Origin of the sequence: Paenibacillus rhizoplanae (genome assembly GCF_042684125.1) — a bacterium.
Classification (GTDB): Bacteria; Bacillota; Bacilli; order Paenibacillales; family Paenibacillaceae; genus Paenibacillus_AQ; species Paenibacillus_AQ rhizoplanae.
Genome location: NZ_JBHUKY010000016.1, coordinates 86,486 through 104,641 on the forward strand (window position 1 = coordinate 86,486; position 18,156 = coordinate 104,641).

The 18,156-nt window shown below is 52.6% G+C and carries 17 protein-coding genes; 9 read left to right on the forward strand and 8 right to left on the reverse strand.

From position 1 onward, the window contains the following. Positions 1-11 precede the first annotated feature (11 nt). From ACFSX3_RS06510 to iolG, 5 genes are all read right to left on the reverse strand, one after another. Positions 12-1,472: a CoA-acylating methylmalonate-semialdehyde dehydrogenase gene (locus ACFSX3_RS06510; RefSeq protein WP_209993836.1), complete on the reverse strand. Its 1,461-nt coding sequence runs from the start codon at positions 1,470-1,472 to the stop codon at positions 12-14. Between the two features lie 47 nt (positions 1,473-1,519). Further along, complete coding sequence (iolC, locus tag ACFSX3_RS06515) at positions 1,520-2,530, reverse strand: 5-dehydro-2-deoxygluconokinase (protein WP_209993837.1); 1,011 nt, start codon at positions 2,528-2,530, stop codon at positions 1,520-1,522. Positions 2,531-3,022: 492 nt separating this feature from the next. After that, complete coding sequence (locus ACFSX3_RS06520) at positions 3,023-4,033, reverse strand: LacI family DNA-binding transcriptional regulator (protein WP_209993867.1); 1,011 nt, start codon at positions 4,031-4,033, stop codon at positions 3,023-3,025. A 277-nt stretch (positions 4,034-4,310) separates the two neighbouring features. Beyond that, positions 4,311-5,144 carry a 5-deoxy-glucuronate isomerase gene (iolB, locus tag ACFSX3_RS06525; protein ID WP_209993838.1) on the reverse strand — a complete coding sequence of 278 codons (834 nt, stop codon included), beginning with the start codon at positions 5,142-5,144 and terminating at the stop codon, positions 4,311-4,313. Positions 5,145-5,183: 39 nt separating this feature from the next. After that, complete coding sequence (gene iolG / locus ACFSX3_RS06530) at positions 5,184-6,233, reverse strand: inositol 2-dehydrogenase (protein WP_209993839.1); 1,050 nt, start codon at positions 6,231-6,233, stop codon at positions 5,184-5,186. A gap of 298 nt (positions 6,234-6,531) precedes the next feature. Here iolG and ACFSX3_RS06535 point away from each other — a divergent pair, with 298 nt between their 5' ends. The 8 genes from ACFSX3_RS06535 (at position 6,532) to ACFSX3_RS06570 (ending at position 11,846) form a co-directional block, all read left to right on the forward strand. Next, the gene (locus ACFSX3_RS06535; protein ID WP_209993840.1) at positions 6,532-7,518 is read left to right on the forward strand and encodes an alpha/beta hydrolase; all 987 of its coding nucleotides are present in this window, start codon (positions 6,532-6,534) and stop codon (positions 7,516-7,518) included. Positions 7,519-7,581: 63 nt separating this feature from the next. Beyond that, positions 7,582-8,427, forward strand: a complete 846-nt coding sequence (locus ACFSX3_RS06540) for an alpha/beta hydrolase family protein (protein ID WP_209993841.1) — start codon at positions 7,582-7,584, stop codon at positions 8,425-8,427. A gap of 145 nt (positions 8,428-8,572) precedes the next feature. Then, the gene (locus ACFSX3_RS06545; protein ID WP_209993842.1) at positions 8,573-8,998 is read left to right on the forward strand and encodes a GNAT family N-acetyltransferase; all 426 of its coding nucleotides are present in this window, start codon (positions 8,573-8,575) and stop codon (positions 8,996-8,998) included. A 67-nt stretch (positions 8,999-9,065) separates the two neighbouring features. Next, the gene (locus tag ACFSX3_RS06550) at positions 9,066-9,578 is read left to right on the forward strand and encodes a GrpB family protein (RefSeq protein WP_209993843.1); all 513 of its coding nucleotides are present in this window, start codon (positions 9,066-9,068) and stop codon (positions 9,576-9,578) included. A gap of 64 nt (positions 9,579-9,642) precedes the next feature. Further along, positions 9,643-10,098, forward strand: coding sequence for a DinB family protein (locus tag ACFSX3_RS06555; protein WP_209993844.1), 456 nt, complete (start codon positions 9,643-9,645; stop codon positions 10,096-10,098). A 37-nt stretch (positions 10,099-10,135) separates the two neighbouring features. Further along, entirely contained in the window at positions 10,136-10,588 is a 453-nt protein-coding gene (locus ACFSX3_RS06560) for a GNAT family N-acetyltransferase (RefSeq protein ID WP_209993845.1), read from the forward strand. A gap of 75 nt (positions 10,589-10,663) precedes the next feature. Next, complete coding sequence (locus ACFSX3_RS06565; protein ID WP_209993846.1) at positions 10,664-11,593, forward strand: phosphotransferase enzyme family protein; 930 nt, start codon at positions 10,664-10,666, stop codon at positions 11,591-11,593. A 10-nt stretch (positions 11,594-11,603) separates the two neighbouring features. Next, positions 11,604-11,846, forward strand: a complete 243-nt coding sequence (locus tag ACFSX3_RS06570; RefSeq protein ID WP_209993847.1) for a hypothetical protein — start codon at positions 11,604-11,606, stop codon at positions 11,844-11,846. A 324-nt stretch (positions 11,847-12,170) separates the two neighbouring features. Here the strand turns inward: ACFSX3_RS06570 and ACFSX3_RS06575 are convergent, their stop codons facing one another. Continuing rightward, positions 12,171-13,310, reverse strand: a complete 1,140-nt coding sequence (locus ACFSX3_RS06575) for a glycoside hydrolase family 88/105 protein (protein ID WP_209993848.1) — start codon at positions 13,308-13,310, stop codon at positions 12,171-12,173. 16 nt (positions 13,311-13,326) lie between these two features. After that, entirely contained in the window at positions 13,327-16,464 is a 3,138-nt protein-coding gene (locus tag ACFSX3_RS06580; protein WP_209993849.1) for an alpha-mannosidase, read from the reverse strand. A gap of 158 nt (positions 16,465-16,622) precedes the next feature. On the opposite strand from ACFSX3_RS06580, the gene ACFSX3_RS06585 reads away from it, so the two are divergent. Then, positions 16,623-17,534 carry a helix-turn-helix transcriptional regulator gene (locus ACFSX3_RS06585; RefSeq protein WP_209993850.1) on the forward strand — a complete coding sequence of 304 codons (912 nt, stop codon included), beginning with the start codon at positions 16,623-16,625 and terminating at the stop codon, positions 17,532-17,534. A 161-nt stretch (positions 17,535-17,695) separates the two neighbouring features. Here ACFSX3_RS06585 and ACFSX3_RS06590 read toward each other — a convergent pair whose 3' ends face one another. Continuing rightward, entirely contained in the window at positions 17,696-18,148 is a 453-nt protein-coding gene (locus ACFSX3_RS06590) for an SMI1/KNR4 family protein (RefSeq protein ID WP_379257308.1), read from the reverse strand. Positions 18,149-18,156 lie beyond the last annotated feature (8 nt).

The window sequence follows — 18,156 nt, forward strand, 5'->3', positions numbered from 1 at the left end:
CTTCGCCTTGTCTACTGCCAGCGGGCAGTGACGACTTTTTTGCGCGTATAGAATTCTACCCCGTCGCTTCCGTTTGCATGAAGATCGCCATAGAACGAATCCTTCCAGCCCGAGAACGGGAAGAACGCCATCGGTGCAGGCACTCCAACATTTACTCCCAGCATGCCAGACTCGATATGTTCGCGGAAGTAACGGACTTTACCGCCATCATTCGTGAAAATACAAGCTCCGTTCGCAAACCGCGAGCGATTCGCAATCTCCACTGCCTGGGCCACATCCTTCACCCGGATCACCGACAGCACCGGCGCAAAAATCTCCTCCTGCCAGATCTTCATCTCCTCCGTCACCCCGTCGAACAGCGTAGGTCCGATGAAATAACCTTCTCCCTGCACTGCCGCATCCTCACGGCCATCCCTGAGCAGCTTCGCGCCTTCGGCGATGCCCTGTTCAATGTAGCTAACCGTCCGTTCTTTATGGCCTTGACGGATCACCGGCCCCAGGAACGTATCCTCCTCCAGACCATTCCCAATGGTCATGCTATTGCACTCCCGCAGCAGGATCGAGATCAGCTCATCGGCGACTTCCTCCTGTACCGTTACCACCGAGCAGGCCATGCAGCGTTCCCCGGCAGAGCCGAAGGCCGCATTCACAATCTGGGAGGCCGAGGCTTCCAGGTTCGCGTCCGCCAGCACGATGGAGTGGTTCTTCGCTCCGGCTAGCGCCTGAACGCGCTTGAGATGGTCCGTTCCTTTTTTGTATACATATTCCGCTACCGGCTGCGATCCGACAAAAGAAATCGCCTTCACATCCGGGTGCTCCAGCAGTCCGTTCACCACCTCATGCGCGCCGTTCACCACATTCAGCACACCCTTCGGCAGTCCGGCTTCCTCCAGCAGTTCCGCAAGGCGGGCTGCCAGGAGCGGTGTCCGCTCCGAGGGCTTCAGCACAAAAGTGTTGCCGCAGGCAATCGCCAGCGGGAACATCCAGCACGGCACCATCATTGGGAAATTGAACGGGGTAATCCCGCCGACTACTCCAATCGGATAGCGGTACATGCCCGACTCGATGCCAGTCGCAATATCCGGCAGTTGCCGGCCCATCATCAGCGTCGGTGCGCCTGCTGCAAATTCTACGCATTCAATGCCGCGCTGGACCTCGCCGTAGGCTTCTTTGAAGCTTTTGCCGTTCTCCAGCGTGATGATCTTCGCAAGCTTCTCCCAATTCTCGACCAGCAGCTGCTGATATTTGAACAGAATCCGTGCTCTGCGCGGCACCGGTGTTGCGGACCAGCCTGCAAAAGCTGCCTTAGCCGCCGCCACCGCCCGGTCCACATCGGCTCTGCCGGATAGAGGCGTTCTGCCCAGCAGCTCACCTGTGGCCGGATTCACTACCGGCTCCGTCTGCTCCGTATCGGCTGTTACCCATTGCCCGTCGATATAATTTTTCAATACTTGTGCCGTTTGCTCTGTCATTCTGTCCACTCCTTCTGTTCTATATAAAGTCTGCTGACTGCCCTTACTTATTGCGCTCCTGCCGTAACTTCCTCGTTGGTTCGCAGGAATTCCTCCAGCTCCTCCAGGGTTGGCATAGCATCGGAGCAGCTGTGGCGGGAGATGACAATGGATGCCGAAGCACTGCCGCGCCGCATCGCCTCACTGACACTGTGCCCGCTCATCAGACTGTGGATGAAAGCGGAAGCATAGGAATCGCCTGCGCCGAATGTCTTGAGTACCTTAGCCGGGAAAATCCCGCTCCGGTGGCTCTGCCCATCCGCTGTATAGCCGATCGAGCCGCTGCCGCCATGCTTGATGACCACCAGCTCTGCCTGATGCGAGAACCAGCGGGCTGCCGTGGCCTGATCATCTGCGCCAGCCAGATTATACAGATTCTCCATCATGTCGAATTCTTCGCGCGTGCCGATGATGCAGTGGCTTTTCTCGGCAGCGAGGTTATAGTAGACCGCCGTTTCAGCGGCTGATGTCCAGGTATAAGGGCGGTAATCGAGATCGAAGAACACGGTCACATTATGCTTGCGGGCGAATTCCAGCGCCAGGAACACCGCTTCGCGGGAAGGACTCTGCGCCAGCGCCGTACCGGAGATGAGCAACGCCTTGGAGCTGGCGATGTATGCCTCAGAGATCTCTTCCGTGTTCAGCAGCAGATCGGCCACATGGTCGCGGTACATTAGAATGCTGCATTCCTGCGGGCTCTTGATTTCTGTAAAAGCCAGCCCCGTCACCGCACCCGTCCGGTCCACGCAGACCTGGCTGTCGTCGATGCCATCCTTGCGCAGATAGCTGCGGATGAACCTGCCCATCTGGTCGTCGGCCAGCTTGCCGATGAAGCCGGTACGCATGCCGAGCCGCGCTGCACCGATGATAATATTGGCCGGAGAGCCGCCGACATATTTGGTGAAGGTCATCGTCTCTTCCATCGGCCGCCCGGTCTCATTGGCGTTCAAATCAATACACAACCGGCCAACAGCAACTACATCCAGCCGCCGGTCAGGGTCGAACTGTAAACCGTTCATAGTGATGCCTCCTTGATCAAGCTAGGGAAAAGGTAATTCATTCGGTACTACGGTAATACGAATGGCTGAAAATCGTTGTGAATTGGACAATGAAGTTGTAATTCGTACAGTGAAGTTGTAAATAAGCGCAATGATGCTATAAATCGCACAATCTTAAGGTTAGTTTGATACGCTGCATTAAGAGTCGGTTGGCGTGTAGATTGAGTATTTCAACGAGTATTTCAACGAGTATTTCAACGTTTACTCGTTTCCTTTGGAACAGAATGGTTCATTTCATCTCGGGGAAGGGTAAGCGCTTAACCTAATTTTCTACTTCAGTATAGTTTAGAAGCGCGCTTTTGGCAATCCTCAATTTGAAAGCGATATCAATAATCGGTTTTTCGCATCCCTCCGGCACACTCCCCCCACACATCTCGCCCTCCCCCCACTGCACGCAAAAAAGACCCGCTCCCAGCCGCTGCCGGAACAGGTCTTTAATAGATAGTGGTGTTATTAGTGCGGAACCGGACCCGTCGAATGGCGGATGACCAGCTCGGGCATCAGCATGATTTTGCGCTTGGGGCTGGTGGGGTTACTGATCGATTCATTCAGCAGAAGCATCGCCTGCTCGGTCATCTCGCGCAGAGGCTGGGCGATACTGGTCAGCGAGGGATGGCAGATTTCTGCCAGCATCGTATTGTCGAAGCCTACTACGGACAGATCGCGGGGAATGGACAGGCCGGCACTGCGCGCCTCCTTGAGCACCCCGATTGCCAATAGATCATTGCAGCCAAAGATGGCGGTCGGGCGTATGTCCTGTGCCTGATTCAGCATCTCTGCCGCTGCCGTGCGCCCGTTCTCCAGCGTAGCCGAGGTGTGGATCATATTCGCCGGATTGTCAAAAGAAATCCCCGCCGCCTTCAGCGCATCCAGGAACCCCTCCACACGCAGCCTGCTCCCCGGCAGATTGTCAGAGATAACTCCCAGCCTGCGGTGACCGAGGGACAGCAGATATTCCGTGGCCTGATAGCCGCCTTTGTAGTCATCGACGGTGACACTATTGCCCTCCAGCATACGGATATCGGCTGAGAACAGCACAAGCGGCACATGATCGGCCACCATTCCGCGAATCAGCTCAGGATTCCCCGTATGAGAGGCAATAATCAGGCCATCCACCCGTTTGCGCAGCAGCAGCGAGATGTATCGGGCCGCCTTCTCATCGCTGCGGTCCGTACTGCACACGATTAAGTCGCTGCCCTGCTCCTGGGCGTAATCCTCGATGCCGCGGGCCGTCTCCGCAAAAAAAGGATTGGCAATATCGGGGATCATCAGCCCGATGGTCCCCGTCCGGCGGCTGGTCAGGGCAGAAGCTACCAGACTGGGCTGGTAGTTCAGCTCCTCCATGACCCGCCCCACCTTTTCCCGCGTCTTGTCGCTGATCCGGCCGCTCTTATTCAATACCTTGGACACCGTAGCGATAGAGACGCCTGCTTCCCGTGCCACATCATAGATCGTAGGTTTCATCGTTATTAAGCCCGCCTTTGCGTTCACGCCTTCTTATCCTTCGATTATAAGGAAGTCCTCCCACGCTGTCTATCTATCGGGTATGTGTGTCTTCTACGAACCGGCTATTTAAATAACCCTTACGGGTGAATGAGATTACCTGCGTGCCATTTATCCACAACAGAAGAAAATCATAATTTCCTCTACAGTAAATAAGGCTCCCGCTGCGCGGAAGCCCCATTATAAACCATTCGCTTGTCTGCCAAGCTACATAACCTTCTACCCTCTTTGACTCAAATCACTCTGCCGCTGTCACAGTCCCGCTCTGTGCAGGCTTGAACAGCCACTCATGATCGGGATCATTGTGGAACACCCACGTGCGGACCGGTCCGGCCATGACGTTAAGATAATACGAATCATATCCCGGCGGCGCAGAGACAGGGTGATACCCCTCCGGCACCAGCACGATACTTTTATCCGGTACAGCAATAGTCTCGTCGAGGCTGCGGTCATCATTGTAGACCCGCTGCACCACGAAGCCCTTGGCGGGATTGACCCGGTGATAATACGTCTCCTCCAGATAGGATTCCGCCGGCAGGTTATCCTGGTCATGCTTGTGCGGCGGATAGCTGGACCAATTGCCGCCGCCCGTGCGCACCTCGACCACCAGCAGGCTCTCGGCTACGCTGTGTTCTGGCAGGATATTAACGACTTTGCGAGTCATACTGCCATAGCCGCGGTCCTCGATTGCCGCATCTGACGGGGTAATCAGCCGTGCCGGATATTTGCCGCTTCCCGGAGCAAGGCAGACCCCAAGCTCCAGCTCTGTCAGTGCGCTAACCTCATAATGCGCTCCTGCCGGAACATATACAGCGTAAGGAGCCATATCTTCAAAAACGGACATGCGTCCGCCAATATCGGCGAACCGCTCGCCATCCACCTCTATATCTGCTCTGCCCGCCAGCAGTACCAGACAGACTTCATTCTCTTCGCTATCACGCTCCAGGGTAGCTCCGGCCTGCAATTGGTACACCTCGAACCCGACATACTTCCATCCGGCACTCTCGGGGCTGACCGCAGCGATACAGCCATCCTTATCCGGCGCTCCGGCCTTAATCAGTAGATCAGACATCCTCGTTCATCCTCCTCTGTCTTCAGAATCTGTATCCGCTTACAAGGCCTGCAGTTCAGAAAATCCCGCTTCCGCAGCAGTTACAGACAGCTTGACGGGAAGTCCGCTCAGATACGATTCTCTGGCTGCTTCGGCAATGAGCTGTGCCGCCTCGCCGTCACGGCCACTGCAGATCACCGGTTCCTGTAGCCTTACTGAACGGGCAAACGCAACAATCTCCTCCATAAATGCCTGGTTATAGCGTTCCAGGAAGAAATGCTCCGGCTGATCGCGGGTGACCGAAGTCGCGGTGGATACCTCGACTGTTGTCGGACGGCAGTTGTCGGCCGTCGCCGAACCCAGCGTTCCGAACACCTCCACCCGTTGATCATAGCCGTATACAGCCTGCCGGCTGTTGTCGATCACGCAAATCGCCCCGTTCACGAACGTCAAGGTAATGACGGCGGTGTCCACATCCCCGCAACGGCCGAACATCGGATCAATCAGATTCGCCCCCCGGGTGTAGACCTCGGCCACTTCACTGCCCACCAGATAACGGGCCATATCGAAATCATGAATCGTCATATCCATGAACATCCCGCCCGAGGACCGTACATAAGCCTCACCGGGAGGCTGCGGGTCACGCGAGGTAATCTTCACAATATGCGGATTCCCCAGCTCTCCAGATTGAACCAGGCGCTTCAGCTTACGGAAGCTGGGGTCCATCCGGCGGTTGAAGCCCACTTGCAGCAGTACACCAGCGTTCTCTGCCGCCTGCAAGGCCCGCTGGGTCTCTTCCGAGGAGAGGCTGATCGGCTTCTCACAGAAGATATGTTTGCCCGCGTGCGCAGCCCGCTCAATCCATGACGCATGCGAATCAGTCGGCGTGCAGATGAACACCGCTTCAATCTCAGGATCATTCAATATATCTTCACCCGCAGCAAAAACAGAGCCAAGCCCCCTGCTCTCTGCCCAGGCCAGCAATTCCTCACTCATCATAGCTTCAGCTATGGACTTCAGCTTGAACGACGGCATCGCACGCAGATTGTCTGCGTGGAGACGGCCGATTCTTCCCGCTCCGATAATGCTAACTACAATCGGTTTAACCATGTTCGCTTATCCTCCTCAGAAGGTAAGCGCTTAACCTTCCCGAGAACAGTATACTTCATGCTTCGGTAAGCTTCAAGCAAATTTTTCATCAAAAAGATTAGATAGGCGTGAACCGAAATACATATTTGGATAAAGGCAGCCGATGAATGTGTTGGCTGTCTTTGTTTGTGTTCAATCAGGTCAGGACAACATGAAAGAGACTGTAGAAATAAAATAGGAAATGGATACCGTGAGATTTCTCTTTAACAATTAAATGAATCCTATATTATGCAAGTTAGAACAGGAAAAGAGGTGTCTCATGAGCAAAATTAATTTTACCGAAAGCCTTCTTCGAGTAATTATTTCTCTGATCGGACTTCCATTCACATGGATTCAAGCGGCTCTTTCCAGATACCTTCTGTATAAATATAAAGCTCCAGGAGAAAAGATTTCTGTTGGCTCACATCATCTCCATGCAATTGTTACCGGCAGCAGCACAAGTAATCTTCCGACGATTCTATTAGAAGCCGGAATGGGTGGTTGTGCTCTGGATTGGTCGCTGGTTCAGCCCGCATTAGCCAAACATACCAAGGTCCTCTCCTATGACCGAGCTGGTTTCGGTTGGAGTACTACGCCTATCAGTGAGCCGACTTGCGAAGGTTATGTTCGTGATTTGCGGGAATTATTAACGCAGCTTGAATTAGAACCCCCATACATTCTTGTAGGGCACTCCTATGGCGGAATGATCATGCGTTTGTTTGCTTCTAAGTATCCTGAAGAGGTCTCCGGGATTATTCTTGTGGACTCCACACATGAGCAAAGATTCATAGAATCCACTTTTAATCAAATCAGATATGAAGAACGGCTGCGGCACCTGAGACGACTAAGAATGGGTTATCTTTTATCCCCTATTGGGTTGCCCCGTCTATTAAAACAACCTATTGGTGCCAAACGGCTGCCTCCACCAGTTCAACGTACAGTGAATACACTCGGATATCGAAATAATGCGTATAAAGCGGCATATCTGGAATCTCTCTGCACTATAAAAAGTGCCCTTCAATTAATAGAGTCAGAGCCTTTAGTTTCGGAATTACCAATCATCGTATTATCTGCCGGAAGGCAGAATGAGGATTGGCAACAATTACAGAAGAAGCTCCTCCAGTTAACCGCAAAAACCCGGCAGATCATCGTCACGGATAGCTGGCATTCCATTCAACTCTATCAGCCGCAAGCGGTTATAGATTCAGTATTGAACCTATTAAGAGAACATTACCGCAACCAAACAGACAAGCAGGCGTCTATTTAGTAGGAATATATATCCATTAAGAAAGGTGAGCTAACATGATTGGGAGATTCATAAGAGTTCTGGATGGAAGCCCCAGACTCGTTATTAGTATTTTCATTAGCTCCAAAAACAGAAGGGTATCCCGTCGTCCTCCTCTCCCCTGGATTCGGTGTAGAACGCGATATGTATCTCGGAGTGATTTCCAAGTTAGTCTCCAAAAACTACGTGGTAATTACGATTAGCGCTCCGCATGAGTCTGTCTTCACCGTATTTCCAGACGGCAGCTATCTCAAGCAGGCACCGGAAATGGCGGAGCTGGCAAGCAGTGACTACACCAGTTGGCGCCGTCTGCTCCACAACCGGGTTCAATCTATACACGCAGTTATGGACCATCTTAAGATGCTTAACCGCTCCGATACCGGGCTTGCCGGGCTGTTCGATCTGGATAAGGTTGCTGTCCTGGGACATTCGCTCGGAGGTGCCGCCTCCCTGGAGGCCGCCAAGCAGGATCACCGGATCAAGGCTGCTGTCCTGCTCGATCCCAGTTTTCACCTTATACGCCGGGAAGACGTACAGTCTTCTGTTCCAGTTCTGCTGCTGCGGCAAGAAGCTTCGGCGTACCGGGAGATGGCAGCATCTATGAATGAGACCATTGCATACGATTATATCGATGGGCAGCGCTATGCCTTCAACGCTCTGAACAATGCCCATTTCTATCGGGTAAAAGGGGCTCAGCACATGTCTTTTTCCGACATTCCGCTCCATTACAATGATCATCACGCTGTTCCCGTTCATACGGTTACCGCAGAAGCTGCAACCGCATTCATGGAGGCGGTCTTTTGTAAGGGTGAGGCGGGCCGAAATTTCGCTTTACGGCCTGGAGAAACCGTCGTTCCCATCAACTCAGAGGGTGAACCTGTAGGAACTTAGCATGAAGACACCCTGCGTATGACGGACCCTCTTAGATTAGTTGCAGGAACAGTATTGCTTAATTTTAAATGTTCTTTACAGCTAAATACGGGTACTCAATGATACACTTAGGCTATCATAACGCTTGCTTGAAGGAGTGTTCCAAATGCAATTACAAATAGTGAAGGAGCCCGGCACAAACGATACATCTTATGTTACAAACAAAATGATTGAATTCAATCTCAAGCATTTCCCTGACGAATTGAAGGGCAGATATCAAGCCGTCAACCTTCTTTTGAAGGATAGCGATGGAAATATTTACGGCGGACTAACTGGTGAAATATGCTGGAACTGGTTAGAGGTACAATATCTATTCGTTGACGAGGACTACAGGAAATTCGGATATGGAAAGAAGCTGCTGCTCGAAGCCGAAAAAATGGCTAAAGTAAAAAAATGCGATTTCATTAAATTAGATACCCTAAGCTTTCAGGCATTGGACTTTTACTTAAAGCAAGGGTTTGAAGTGTTCGGAACGATACATAACGCCGGCAGCCATACTCATTATTATTTGAAAAAAGAGATCTCCAAGTAAAAGCTAACGCCCATTGATTAACATGATTTGATACCCAAACATCGATTGACCCGGGAGGGCATTTTGTATGAAGATCCGACTTAGCGACTATAATCCAGACTGGATCAGACTTTATCAGCAGGAGGCTGAATTTTTAACTACTATTTTCACAGATGAAATCGTACGTTTCGAGCACTTTGGAAGCACCTCAGTACCAGGCCTGAAAGCCAAACCCGTGATTGATATGATGTGTATTGTAAAAGACATAGGCAAAATCGACTCGTACAACGATAAGATGACACTGCTCGGATATGATGCAGGTGGAGAATGGGGAATTCCCGGCAGAAGGCTATTCCGCAAGGGCGGTGAGGCGAGGACGCATCACCTTCATTGTTATCAGGCAGACAACCCTCAAATTGAACGGCATCTCGTGTTCAGAGATTATTTAAGAGCCCATCCGGAAGAATCGGCAAGATACAGTCAGTTCAAACAAGAATTAGCGGATCGCTTCGAGGATACCAGCCAGTACGGCCCAGCCAAAAAAGCATTTGTGAGCACTATGGAACAACAGGCACTGTCTTGGTTCGCAGAAAAGAAGTGAGTTCACAGTGAATCTTACGGGGCAATTATCACTTATAAGCAACCGAAAAAGAGGAGCAACTCAAATGAAGACAATTATGCGCATGATGGACCATCTGTACTGGGCGGACGGAAGGATTTTGGATGCACTTGAAGCAAGTGACACGAAGGACACAGAGCTTCTGAAGCTGGTGCGGCATGTGGCGGTGGCGGAGCAAGTCTGGCTGTCGCGCTTGGAGGGTAGGGGCAACGTGCAATATTGGTTATGGGAGGAAGCGGAAGACCTGCCGGAGATCCGGCGAATGTTCGAAGCTAACGCTAAGGATTACCGCAACTATATCGGCAAGCTGGAAGAATCTGCGCTGGATCAGATGATCAGCTACAGCAGCCAGAATGGGCGTTCGTTCCAGACTTCTGTCCGGGACATCTTGCTGCAGGTGCTTTTACATGGGCAATATCACCGGGGACAGATCAACCGGGCCCTTCGGATGGAAGGAGCAGAGCCTGCTCCCGTTGATTACATCACATTCGCAAGGCTTTAACCTTGCAACTGCTAGGAACAAGGAGCGGATATAAGAAATGGAGATCAGAGCATTACATACGGGTGAACAAGCACCTACCGAATTGCTTTTATTGGCCGACCCTTCCCCGAAGCTGGTTGAGGACTATGTGGCAAGAGGGCAATGCTTCGTTGCTGAGGCGGATCAACAGGTGGTCGGTGTCTATGTGCTGCTGCCAACCCGGCCGGAGACCGCAGAGCTGGTGAATATCGCAGTGGATGAGGAGTTCCAGGGCCAGGGCATCGGTAAGCAGTTGGTGAATCATGCGATTCAGGAGGCTAAGCGGCTCGGATTCAAAACGCTGGAGATCGGCACAGGCAACTCTAGTATCGGCCAGCTTGCACTGTATCAGAAATGCGGCTTCCGGATCACAGGAATCGACAAGGACTTTTTCATTAGGCATTATAGTGAAGAAATCTATGAGAACGGGATGCAGGTGGTGGATATGATCCGCCTGTCACAGGATCTGTAAGTCAATCAGGGCTGCGGAACAGCTTCACAAACCTAACAATAGCTGCAGAAATTATCGCAGGAGGGAACGTATCTTATGGAAGCACAAATATTGCAGTTTCTCAATAACACTTATCCTGTTCTACTCTCCAGTGTGGAAGCGGTCACCAACGAAATGTACCGTTGTCACTCGGGGAAGGGAACGTTTTTCGCCCGAATTACGAATTATAAGACCTATGAAGAACAATTAGCTGAAGTGAACTGGACTACTTATCTGTTCAACTGGGGCGTACGGGTGCCGGAGGTTGTATCTACTGAACAGAATTCGCTTATCAGCACCCTGCTGCTGGATGAAGCAGAGAAGTTCGTGGTCTTGTTCCGGGCGGCAGCCGGAATCCACCTGCCCCGGGCCAAATGGGACAAAACCATATTTAGAACCCTCGGACAGCAGATAGGCAGAATGCATCAGGTGAGCAAAGAGTATCAGCAGTCTGAAGCTGCCCAACCGATTCCACATTGGTATGATAACGATGAATATGATTTTCTCAAGTATATTCCTGCCGAAGAGCGGGCCATCCGGGATATTGCGAAGGATGTGCTCCAGCAGATCCGAATGCTGCCCAAAGATGAGGCGAACTACGGCTTAATCCACGGCGACCTGTGGCTGAACAACACCTTGGTAGAGGGCGACTCTGCGCTGACGATGATTGATTTTCAGGATTGCGAGCGGCATTATTATGCCTACGATTTAGCTGTGCCCATCTATTCTGCACTGGAGTACTCGTTCACGGGCGGACAGAACCTCATGGACTATAAGCGCGCGATTACTAAGGCAATCACGGACGGGTATAAGGAAGAGCATCCCCTCTCCGCTGAGATGTCTAGACAACTGCCACTGTTTATGAGACTGAAGGAGCTGTTTGAGTACAACCTGATGCACATGTATTGGAACTTCGAGGAGCTTAGCGAGGAGCAGGTGCGGATTCTGAATCTGTACAGAAGCAAGATTGAGTTCATGCATACGTGAGGTGAGTGAGATGTATGACTACATTAGCATCCATTCTGTGGACTACGCCAAGACCGTAAGGACAGAGGTACTGGAGCGGTTTATCGTGCAGACCTTGGGATTTGAGCAGACTGGACCGCTTCAATTCTCCAAAGGGCTTCATGGCACGCATGTTGGACTGAAGGGAATCTCCGCAAATTCGGATGGCAGTTACGCTTACTATACGCTGGAGGCTCGAACATACCATAACCGCTCTGGCGATGGCCATTGCTGACGAATTCGGCTGGTGCATTGATGAGGACCACGGTTTGGATACTTAGTGTGATCGGTTTTTCGACTACATTCGGTCCATGCGCCTTGTGTCAGTCCAATGTGATCGGTTTTTCGATTACATTCGGTCCATACGCCTTGCCTCAGTCCAATGTGATCGGTTTTTCGACTACATTTGGTCCATGCGCCTTGTGTCAGTCCAATGTGGTCGGTTTTTCGATTACATTTGGTCCCCGTCACCTGCGCGTTCCCCCAACAATACACAAGCGGCAGCCGAAGACAGATCCCTGTCCTGGCTGCCGCTTATTCAATTCAGACACCTGCCGCCTCAGCAGTAATGCAGCGCTTCGCCCAGCGCGACCAGCGCCATCGCCTGGCCGTAGGCCATCGGGGCAATGATGATCCCTTTGTAGTCTTCCTTGGCTGCGCCGATGGGAGTACCGCCAGACACGCCGAGCACTGTGCCTTCACCGTCAATTCTGTCCAGGATGGCGCGGATTGCCCGCAGAGCCGGTTCGCTATAGCCCTCCGGGAGCAGCCCCCGGCGCACACTGTTCAGAATACCCGCGGCAATCGCAGCCGAACCGGAGGTTTCGGTATAGCTGCCAGAGTCATCCAGCAGGGTATGCCATAGTCCGTCCCCGCTCTGACAAGCGAGCAGGGCTTCGGCCTGGGCCTGCAATGTCTGCTGGAGATAGCTGAAGACTCCGTCTGCCAGATAGGGCCGCATCAGCTCCAGATATTCCGGCAGGCCGAGGGCGAACCAGCCGTTGCCGCGGCACCAGAAGGCTTCGCTGAAGTTATGGCGCTCTGCAAAATGCCAGCCGTGGAAGAAGAAGCCGGTTTTTTTGTCATACAGATATTTAATATGCAGCAGCAGCTGATGCAGCGAGGTCTCGCGCCACTGCGGGTTGTCGTACTTCACACCCATTTTGGCAGTGAACAGAATCGCCATGAACAGCGTATCAATCCAGATCTCGTTCTCATGGAGCGAGACCTCATGCTTCTGAGTCCCCGTAGTCACATGCTGATAGCCTTGCTCCAGCGTCCGGGGCAGGCCGTGCATTAGCCAATCCATCCATTCCAGACTCAGCTCTCCCGCCTCTTCCAGCTCCATCAGCGACAGCAGCGGCGCAGTCGTATTAATATTCCGGCTGGGAAGTCCCTTCGTAAGCTGCCGGGCCATCCACGGCTTGGTATATTCCGCATAACGGCCGTCACCGAAATGCCGGTCAAGCTTTTGCAGGCCATACAGCCCCACTCCCTGCGGCCAATCCCACTCTTCCATCCCGAAGTCCCTGGCAAAATACCCCCGGCGCTCCGCATCCTCCCCCAGGTTCTGCAATTCCGCTTCATTATCCGGCCGGCCCAGCTTCAGCAGCTTATTCGTGACCAGGTCCAGCTTCTGCATAACCTCTTCCTTGCTCACACAGCTAACCGGCACCGCTTGCTTCTCTCCTGCTCCCATCCTAGCCTCTCTCCTCTCAGCTCTGCGCCCCGCGCAGCTTGATTCTGAACGTTCTGATCTCATACGGCTTCACCTGGAAGCTCAGCCCCTCTTCTTCCTGCCAGTCTCCCAGCGGCTCCTCCATCAGGTTGCATTCCTGCCAGGAGGCTATAGAGTATGCGCTGTCTACAGTAATCTGCGTCCGGGAACCGGCGTACTCATGCAGCCGCAGCACCACATCCTTACCGTCCTCAGAGCGCTTGACCGCATCCACCGTCACATGTGCGCCATCAATATAGAGCAGCGGGTCTCCTTCAAGCTCACCTGCCACACTGCGTAGCGGATTATTCAGCTCCCACGCCTCCTGGACCACCTTGCCCTCTACAAAATCACCCGTATGCGGATAAAGTGCATACGTAAAAGCATGATGCCCCTGATCCTGCTGCGGATCGGGATGAACCGCCGACTTCAGCAGCGTCAGCCGGAGCACGCTGTCCTTGATGTCATAGCCGTATTTGCAGTCATTGAGCAGCGCTATGCCATAGCCCTTCTCGCTGATATCCGCCCACTGATGGCCCACCGTTTCGAAGCGGGCGTAATCCCAGCTCGTATTCCAGTGCGTAGGGCGCTTCACATTGCCGAACTGAATGTCATAAGTAGCCTCCAGCGCATGAATATCCACCGGGAAGGCCACCTTCAGCAGTTGGTTATGCCCGTGCCAGTCCATTTCTGTGCGGAAGTCAATCCGCGCGGTATCGCGGTAGAAGATGATGTCCTGAGTTACCGCTGTGTAGTGATAGGTCCAGGTCATGCGCAGCACCGCCCGCAGCGGGCCGTTCTCGGTCAGCTCACATCCGGTCAGCTGAGTGATCTCGGTCATCTTTTCCTGGTAGAAAATATCGATATCCCATGCTTCAAAATCCAGCGGCTTATCCTCGAACACCTGTAGCACATTCCCGCGCTGCCCTGGCGCCAGCAGCTCGCGGCCTCTCTGCCGGTCGATCATTGAAGTGAAGTGGCCCTGTTCATTCCACACTACTTCCACAAGCGGTGTGCTCAGCATGTTGCCGGATACGGCTGCAAGCGGCTGAATCTGCGCCTCCAGGGAGGCCTCGGCTGCTTGCCCGTGAACTACCTTCAGCACCGCCGTGCCCAGTGCAGGCACAGACGGAACATAGACCAGCACTTCCCCGTCTGCCGTCCGCTGCTGCCACAGCCGGTTCCCGTCTGCGTCATGAACACTTGCGGAATCTGCGGCACCCATAGGAAGCAGCGCATAGCGCGGACGGTTCCAGTTCGAGCTGTTCATCAGAGTAAACCTGCTGTCAGCCTCTTCTTCCTCAGCCACTCCGTTAATCAGAGCTAGTGAGCGCGCCTCGCCTTCCGCATATTCAGCATCACTGTCCTCGTAGACCTCAGCGATCGACGAACCGGGGATAATGTCATGGAACTGGTTGCGCAGCAGGATCTCCCAGATCCCGGTCAGTTCAGCCGCAGGATATGCGGTTTCAAGATTCCCCTGTCTAACACCCATCAGTGTATGCAGCCACTCGGCATCCCTCAGCAGCAGCTCCAGGCGGCGGTTATATTTCTTGTTGCGGGCTTGCGAGGTGTACGTGCCCCGGTGGCATTCGAAATACAGCTCACCGTTCCAGGTGTGTACGAACGCCTCCGCCTTCCCGATCCGTTCATGCAGCCCGGTAAAATACTCCCCGGCACTGCCCATCTCAATCTTCGGAATGCCCGGAAGCTTGTCGAAGCGCCGGCGAAGCTCCAGCATCTCCCGCGTCGGCCCGCCGCCTCCGTCACCCCAGCCGTATGCAAACATCAGGTGATCGTTGATCTCCTTATCCTGATAGGAATTCCAGATCCCGCGCAGCAGCCCCGCCGTCATCCGTCCGTTATACGTGTACTCCGCCCCATCCTTCTCAGAGGTCGTGATGAAATGGGTCAGCACCTCCGAACCGTCCATTCCCCGCCACCAGAAGGTGTCATGCGGCATCCGGTTGAACTGATTCCAGCTGATTTTGGTCGTCATGAACGTATCGATGCCCGATTTGCGCAGAATCTGCGGCAACGCCCAGCTGTATCCGAAGACATCCGGCAGCCACAGGTACTTGCTCTCTACGCCGAATTGTTCACGGAGATAGCGTTTGCCCAGCATAATCTGGCGGACCAGCGACTCGCCGGACGGGATATTACAATCCGATTCCAGCCACATCGCCCCTTCCGCTTCCCAGCGGCCTTCCTTCACCTTCTCGGTGATCCGCCCGAACAGCTCCGGATAATCCTGCTCCAGATAAGCGTACAATTGAGGCTGCGTCTGCAGGAACTGGTACTCCGGGAACTCCTCCATCAGCCGCAGTACGGTGGAGAAGGAACGGGCTGTCTTTTCACGGGTATGCTTCAGCCGCCACAGCCAGGCAACATCAATATGGGTATGGCCCACAGCGGTAAGCGTTACGTCAAAAGTCTGCGGCATCGCCTCTATCGCCTGATTCAGACTGGCGCCTGCCTGATACAGCGAAGCAGTATGCTCCGGTGAACCCGGCTCCGACCAGTCGATCAGACGGAAGGCCTCATTCAGCGCTCTAAGCAGCCACTGCTTCTCCGGCTGGTCTCTGCCAAGGTAACGGAAGGTGTCGAGCGCCGCCTTCGACATGTAGAACAGATCATCAATGCCCTCGTCCAGATAGCCGATGAACGCTTCGCTGAGCCGGTGCTCCTGAATTCTGGGCTGCCCGCCGCCCTCAAGTCCCGACCACAGCCGGAAAGCCAGCTCTACCGTCTGTCCGCCCCATTTATCGCCGAAGATTACCTCTCTATGGTTGTTATCTACGCCCTGATAAGGCGATCCGTTCACGAACAGCAGCGATTCGAAGCCGGAGTTATTGAAGTCCCCTGTTTTGCCAAAATCAAATCTGCCGGCAATTTTGAAGCCTGCCTGACCAGGCGGCAGCACGATCTCTGTGCGCAGCCAGATGTAACGGTCCCGCCCGCGCCAATGCTCCTGAAGCCTGATGACGCCATCAAAGGACACCGACTCCGGGTATACACCATTAGCCCCTTCCTCATCCTCAGCGAACGCGAACTCTGTAAGCTCCTGGACCTTAAGATATCTATACTTTTCTACTTCAGCCTGGCGTTTGATCAGCTTTTCTTCTGTGAATAACATCTCTATCACTCCCTGTATCCGCTTTCATATGGTCACTATAGCAAACCTTCCACTCCAAAAACTACCCTACTCTTGCTGTATTCCGCCCTATTCATTGCATATTTTGCTTTTTTGAGCCTATAATATACAGGATAACGGCAATAGTGAGGAGAGAGGCTATGCTTGAAAGCGACCTGCTGTACGAGCAAGGATACAGCATACGTATCAATACTCCGGCTGATCCGCTCTTTTACTATTTTGACTACGATCAGCGCTCTCACGACATCAATATGGAGTTCCAGCACGATCATGACTTTTATGAGATTCATATTCTGCTGGATTCCAGCGCTACTCATATTATTGAAGGTAATGTACATGCCCTCCAGCAATATGACATTGTTCTGCTTGCTCCGTACCGGCTGCATATGACCCAATATCCCGCAGGCCCGCCGCATAAGCGGCTGATTATCAACTTCAACCTGCCCAGGAATACACCCGGACTTGAGACCGCTTACAATGCAATGCTGCAGCCGTTCGCCGAGGAGGTTCCGATCTACCGGTTCACCGGAGGGCCGCGCAGCGCCGTGTTCGAGCCGCTCAATGCTATTTTCAACTGCTCCCGCAGCGCATCACCGCTGAATCCGGTGCTGATTCACAGTCTGTTCCAGCAGTTCCTGTGCAGTCTGTCCCAGCAGAATGACAAGAATGCTTACGTGCTGGAGGAGATCGGCAATGCCATGATGCAAAAAATCTATTCAATCACCGCCCACATTCACAGCCATTACGGCAGCGAGCTGTCCCTGGATTCCATCTCCAAGGAATTCTATATCAGCCCTTATTATTTATCGCACCAGTTCAGAACCGTCACGGGCTTCACCTTGACCGAATACATCCAAATGACCCGCGTCCGCAAAGCACAGCAGCTTCTGCTCCATACCCGGCACAAGATCTCCGACATCGCCGGACAATGCGGCTTCAACAGCTTCTCCCAGTTCAACCGCATCTTCAATAAGCAGAGCGGCATGTCCCCTTCCGCGTTCCGCAAGGCGCAGGGGTCGTCTGGCGGAGCTTCGTCTACGCTGTCGTATTGAGTGGAGCGCAAAAAAGAAGGCTATTCCAAAAAGCCGTGAAAGCGGCTGGTTGGGATAGCCTTTGTTTTGGGGCAGGATCGAAGTGAGCTTGGGTGGACGCTGCGCCGAAGAGCTGTTGTTTCAATAAAAGATAATCTTTCAATTTTACAATTTTGTTATCACTATTCCAGTTGTTCCTCCTCTTCATCTTCAACTAATTTAGTAAAAAAATCAAAAAATGTTTTCCATATATCTGGTGGTGAAATGAAAGACATTGTACCTATTCTTTCGACATCCGTTGCATCACACCATATAACACATGGATTATTTTGGGTATCCATAATAATAATACTGTTTGGCGGCTCTGCTAACACAACAAAATTTGTTGGTAATTTGATTGCGTTTCTAAGCCTAAGCGTTTCATCTACAATGTTAGGGGTGATACCTTTGTATGCAAACGCAAAACAACTTATTCCACCCAATAATCCACCACTGTAAAATTTAGCTATATCCCGAAAATCGCTGGGAAGTTCTAACTTAAGAATTTCCTCTATTTTTCTTAAGCCATTCTCGTCGACTCCACCTTCAGGATACAACTGAATATATCTCTCACGTATTTCCTCTATACTTGACATAGATAAAA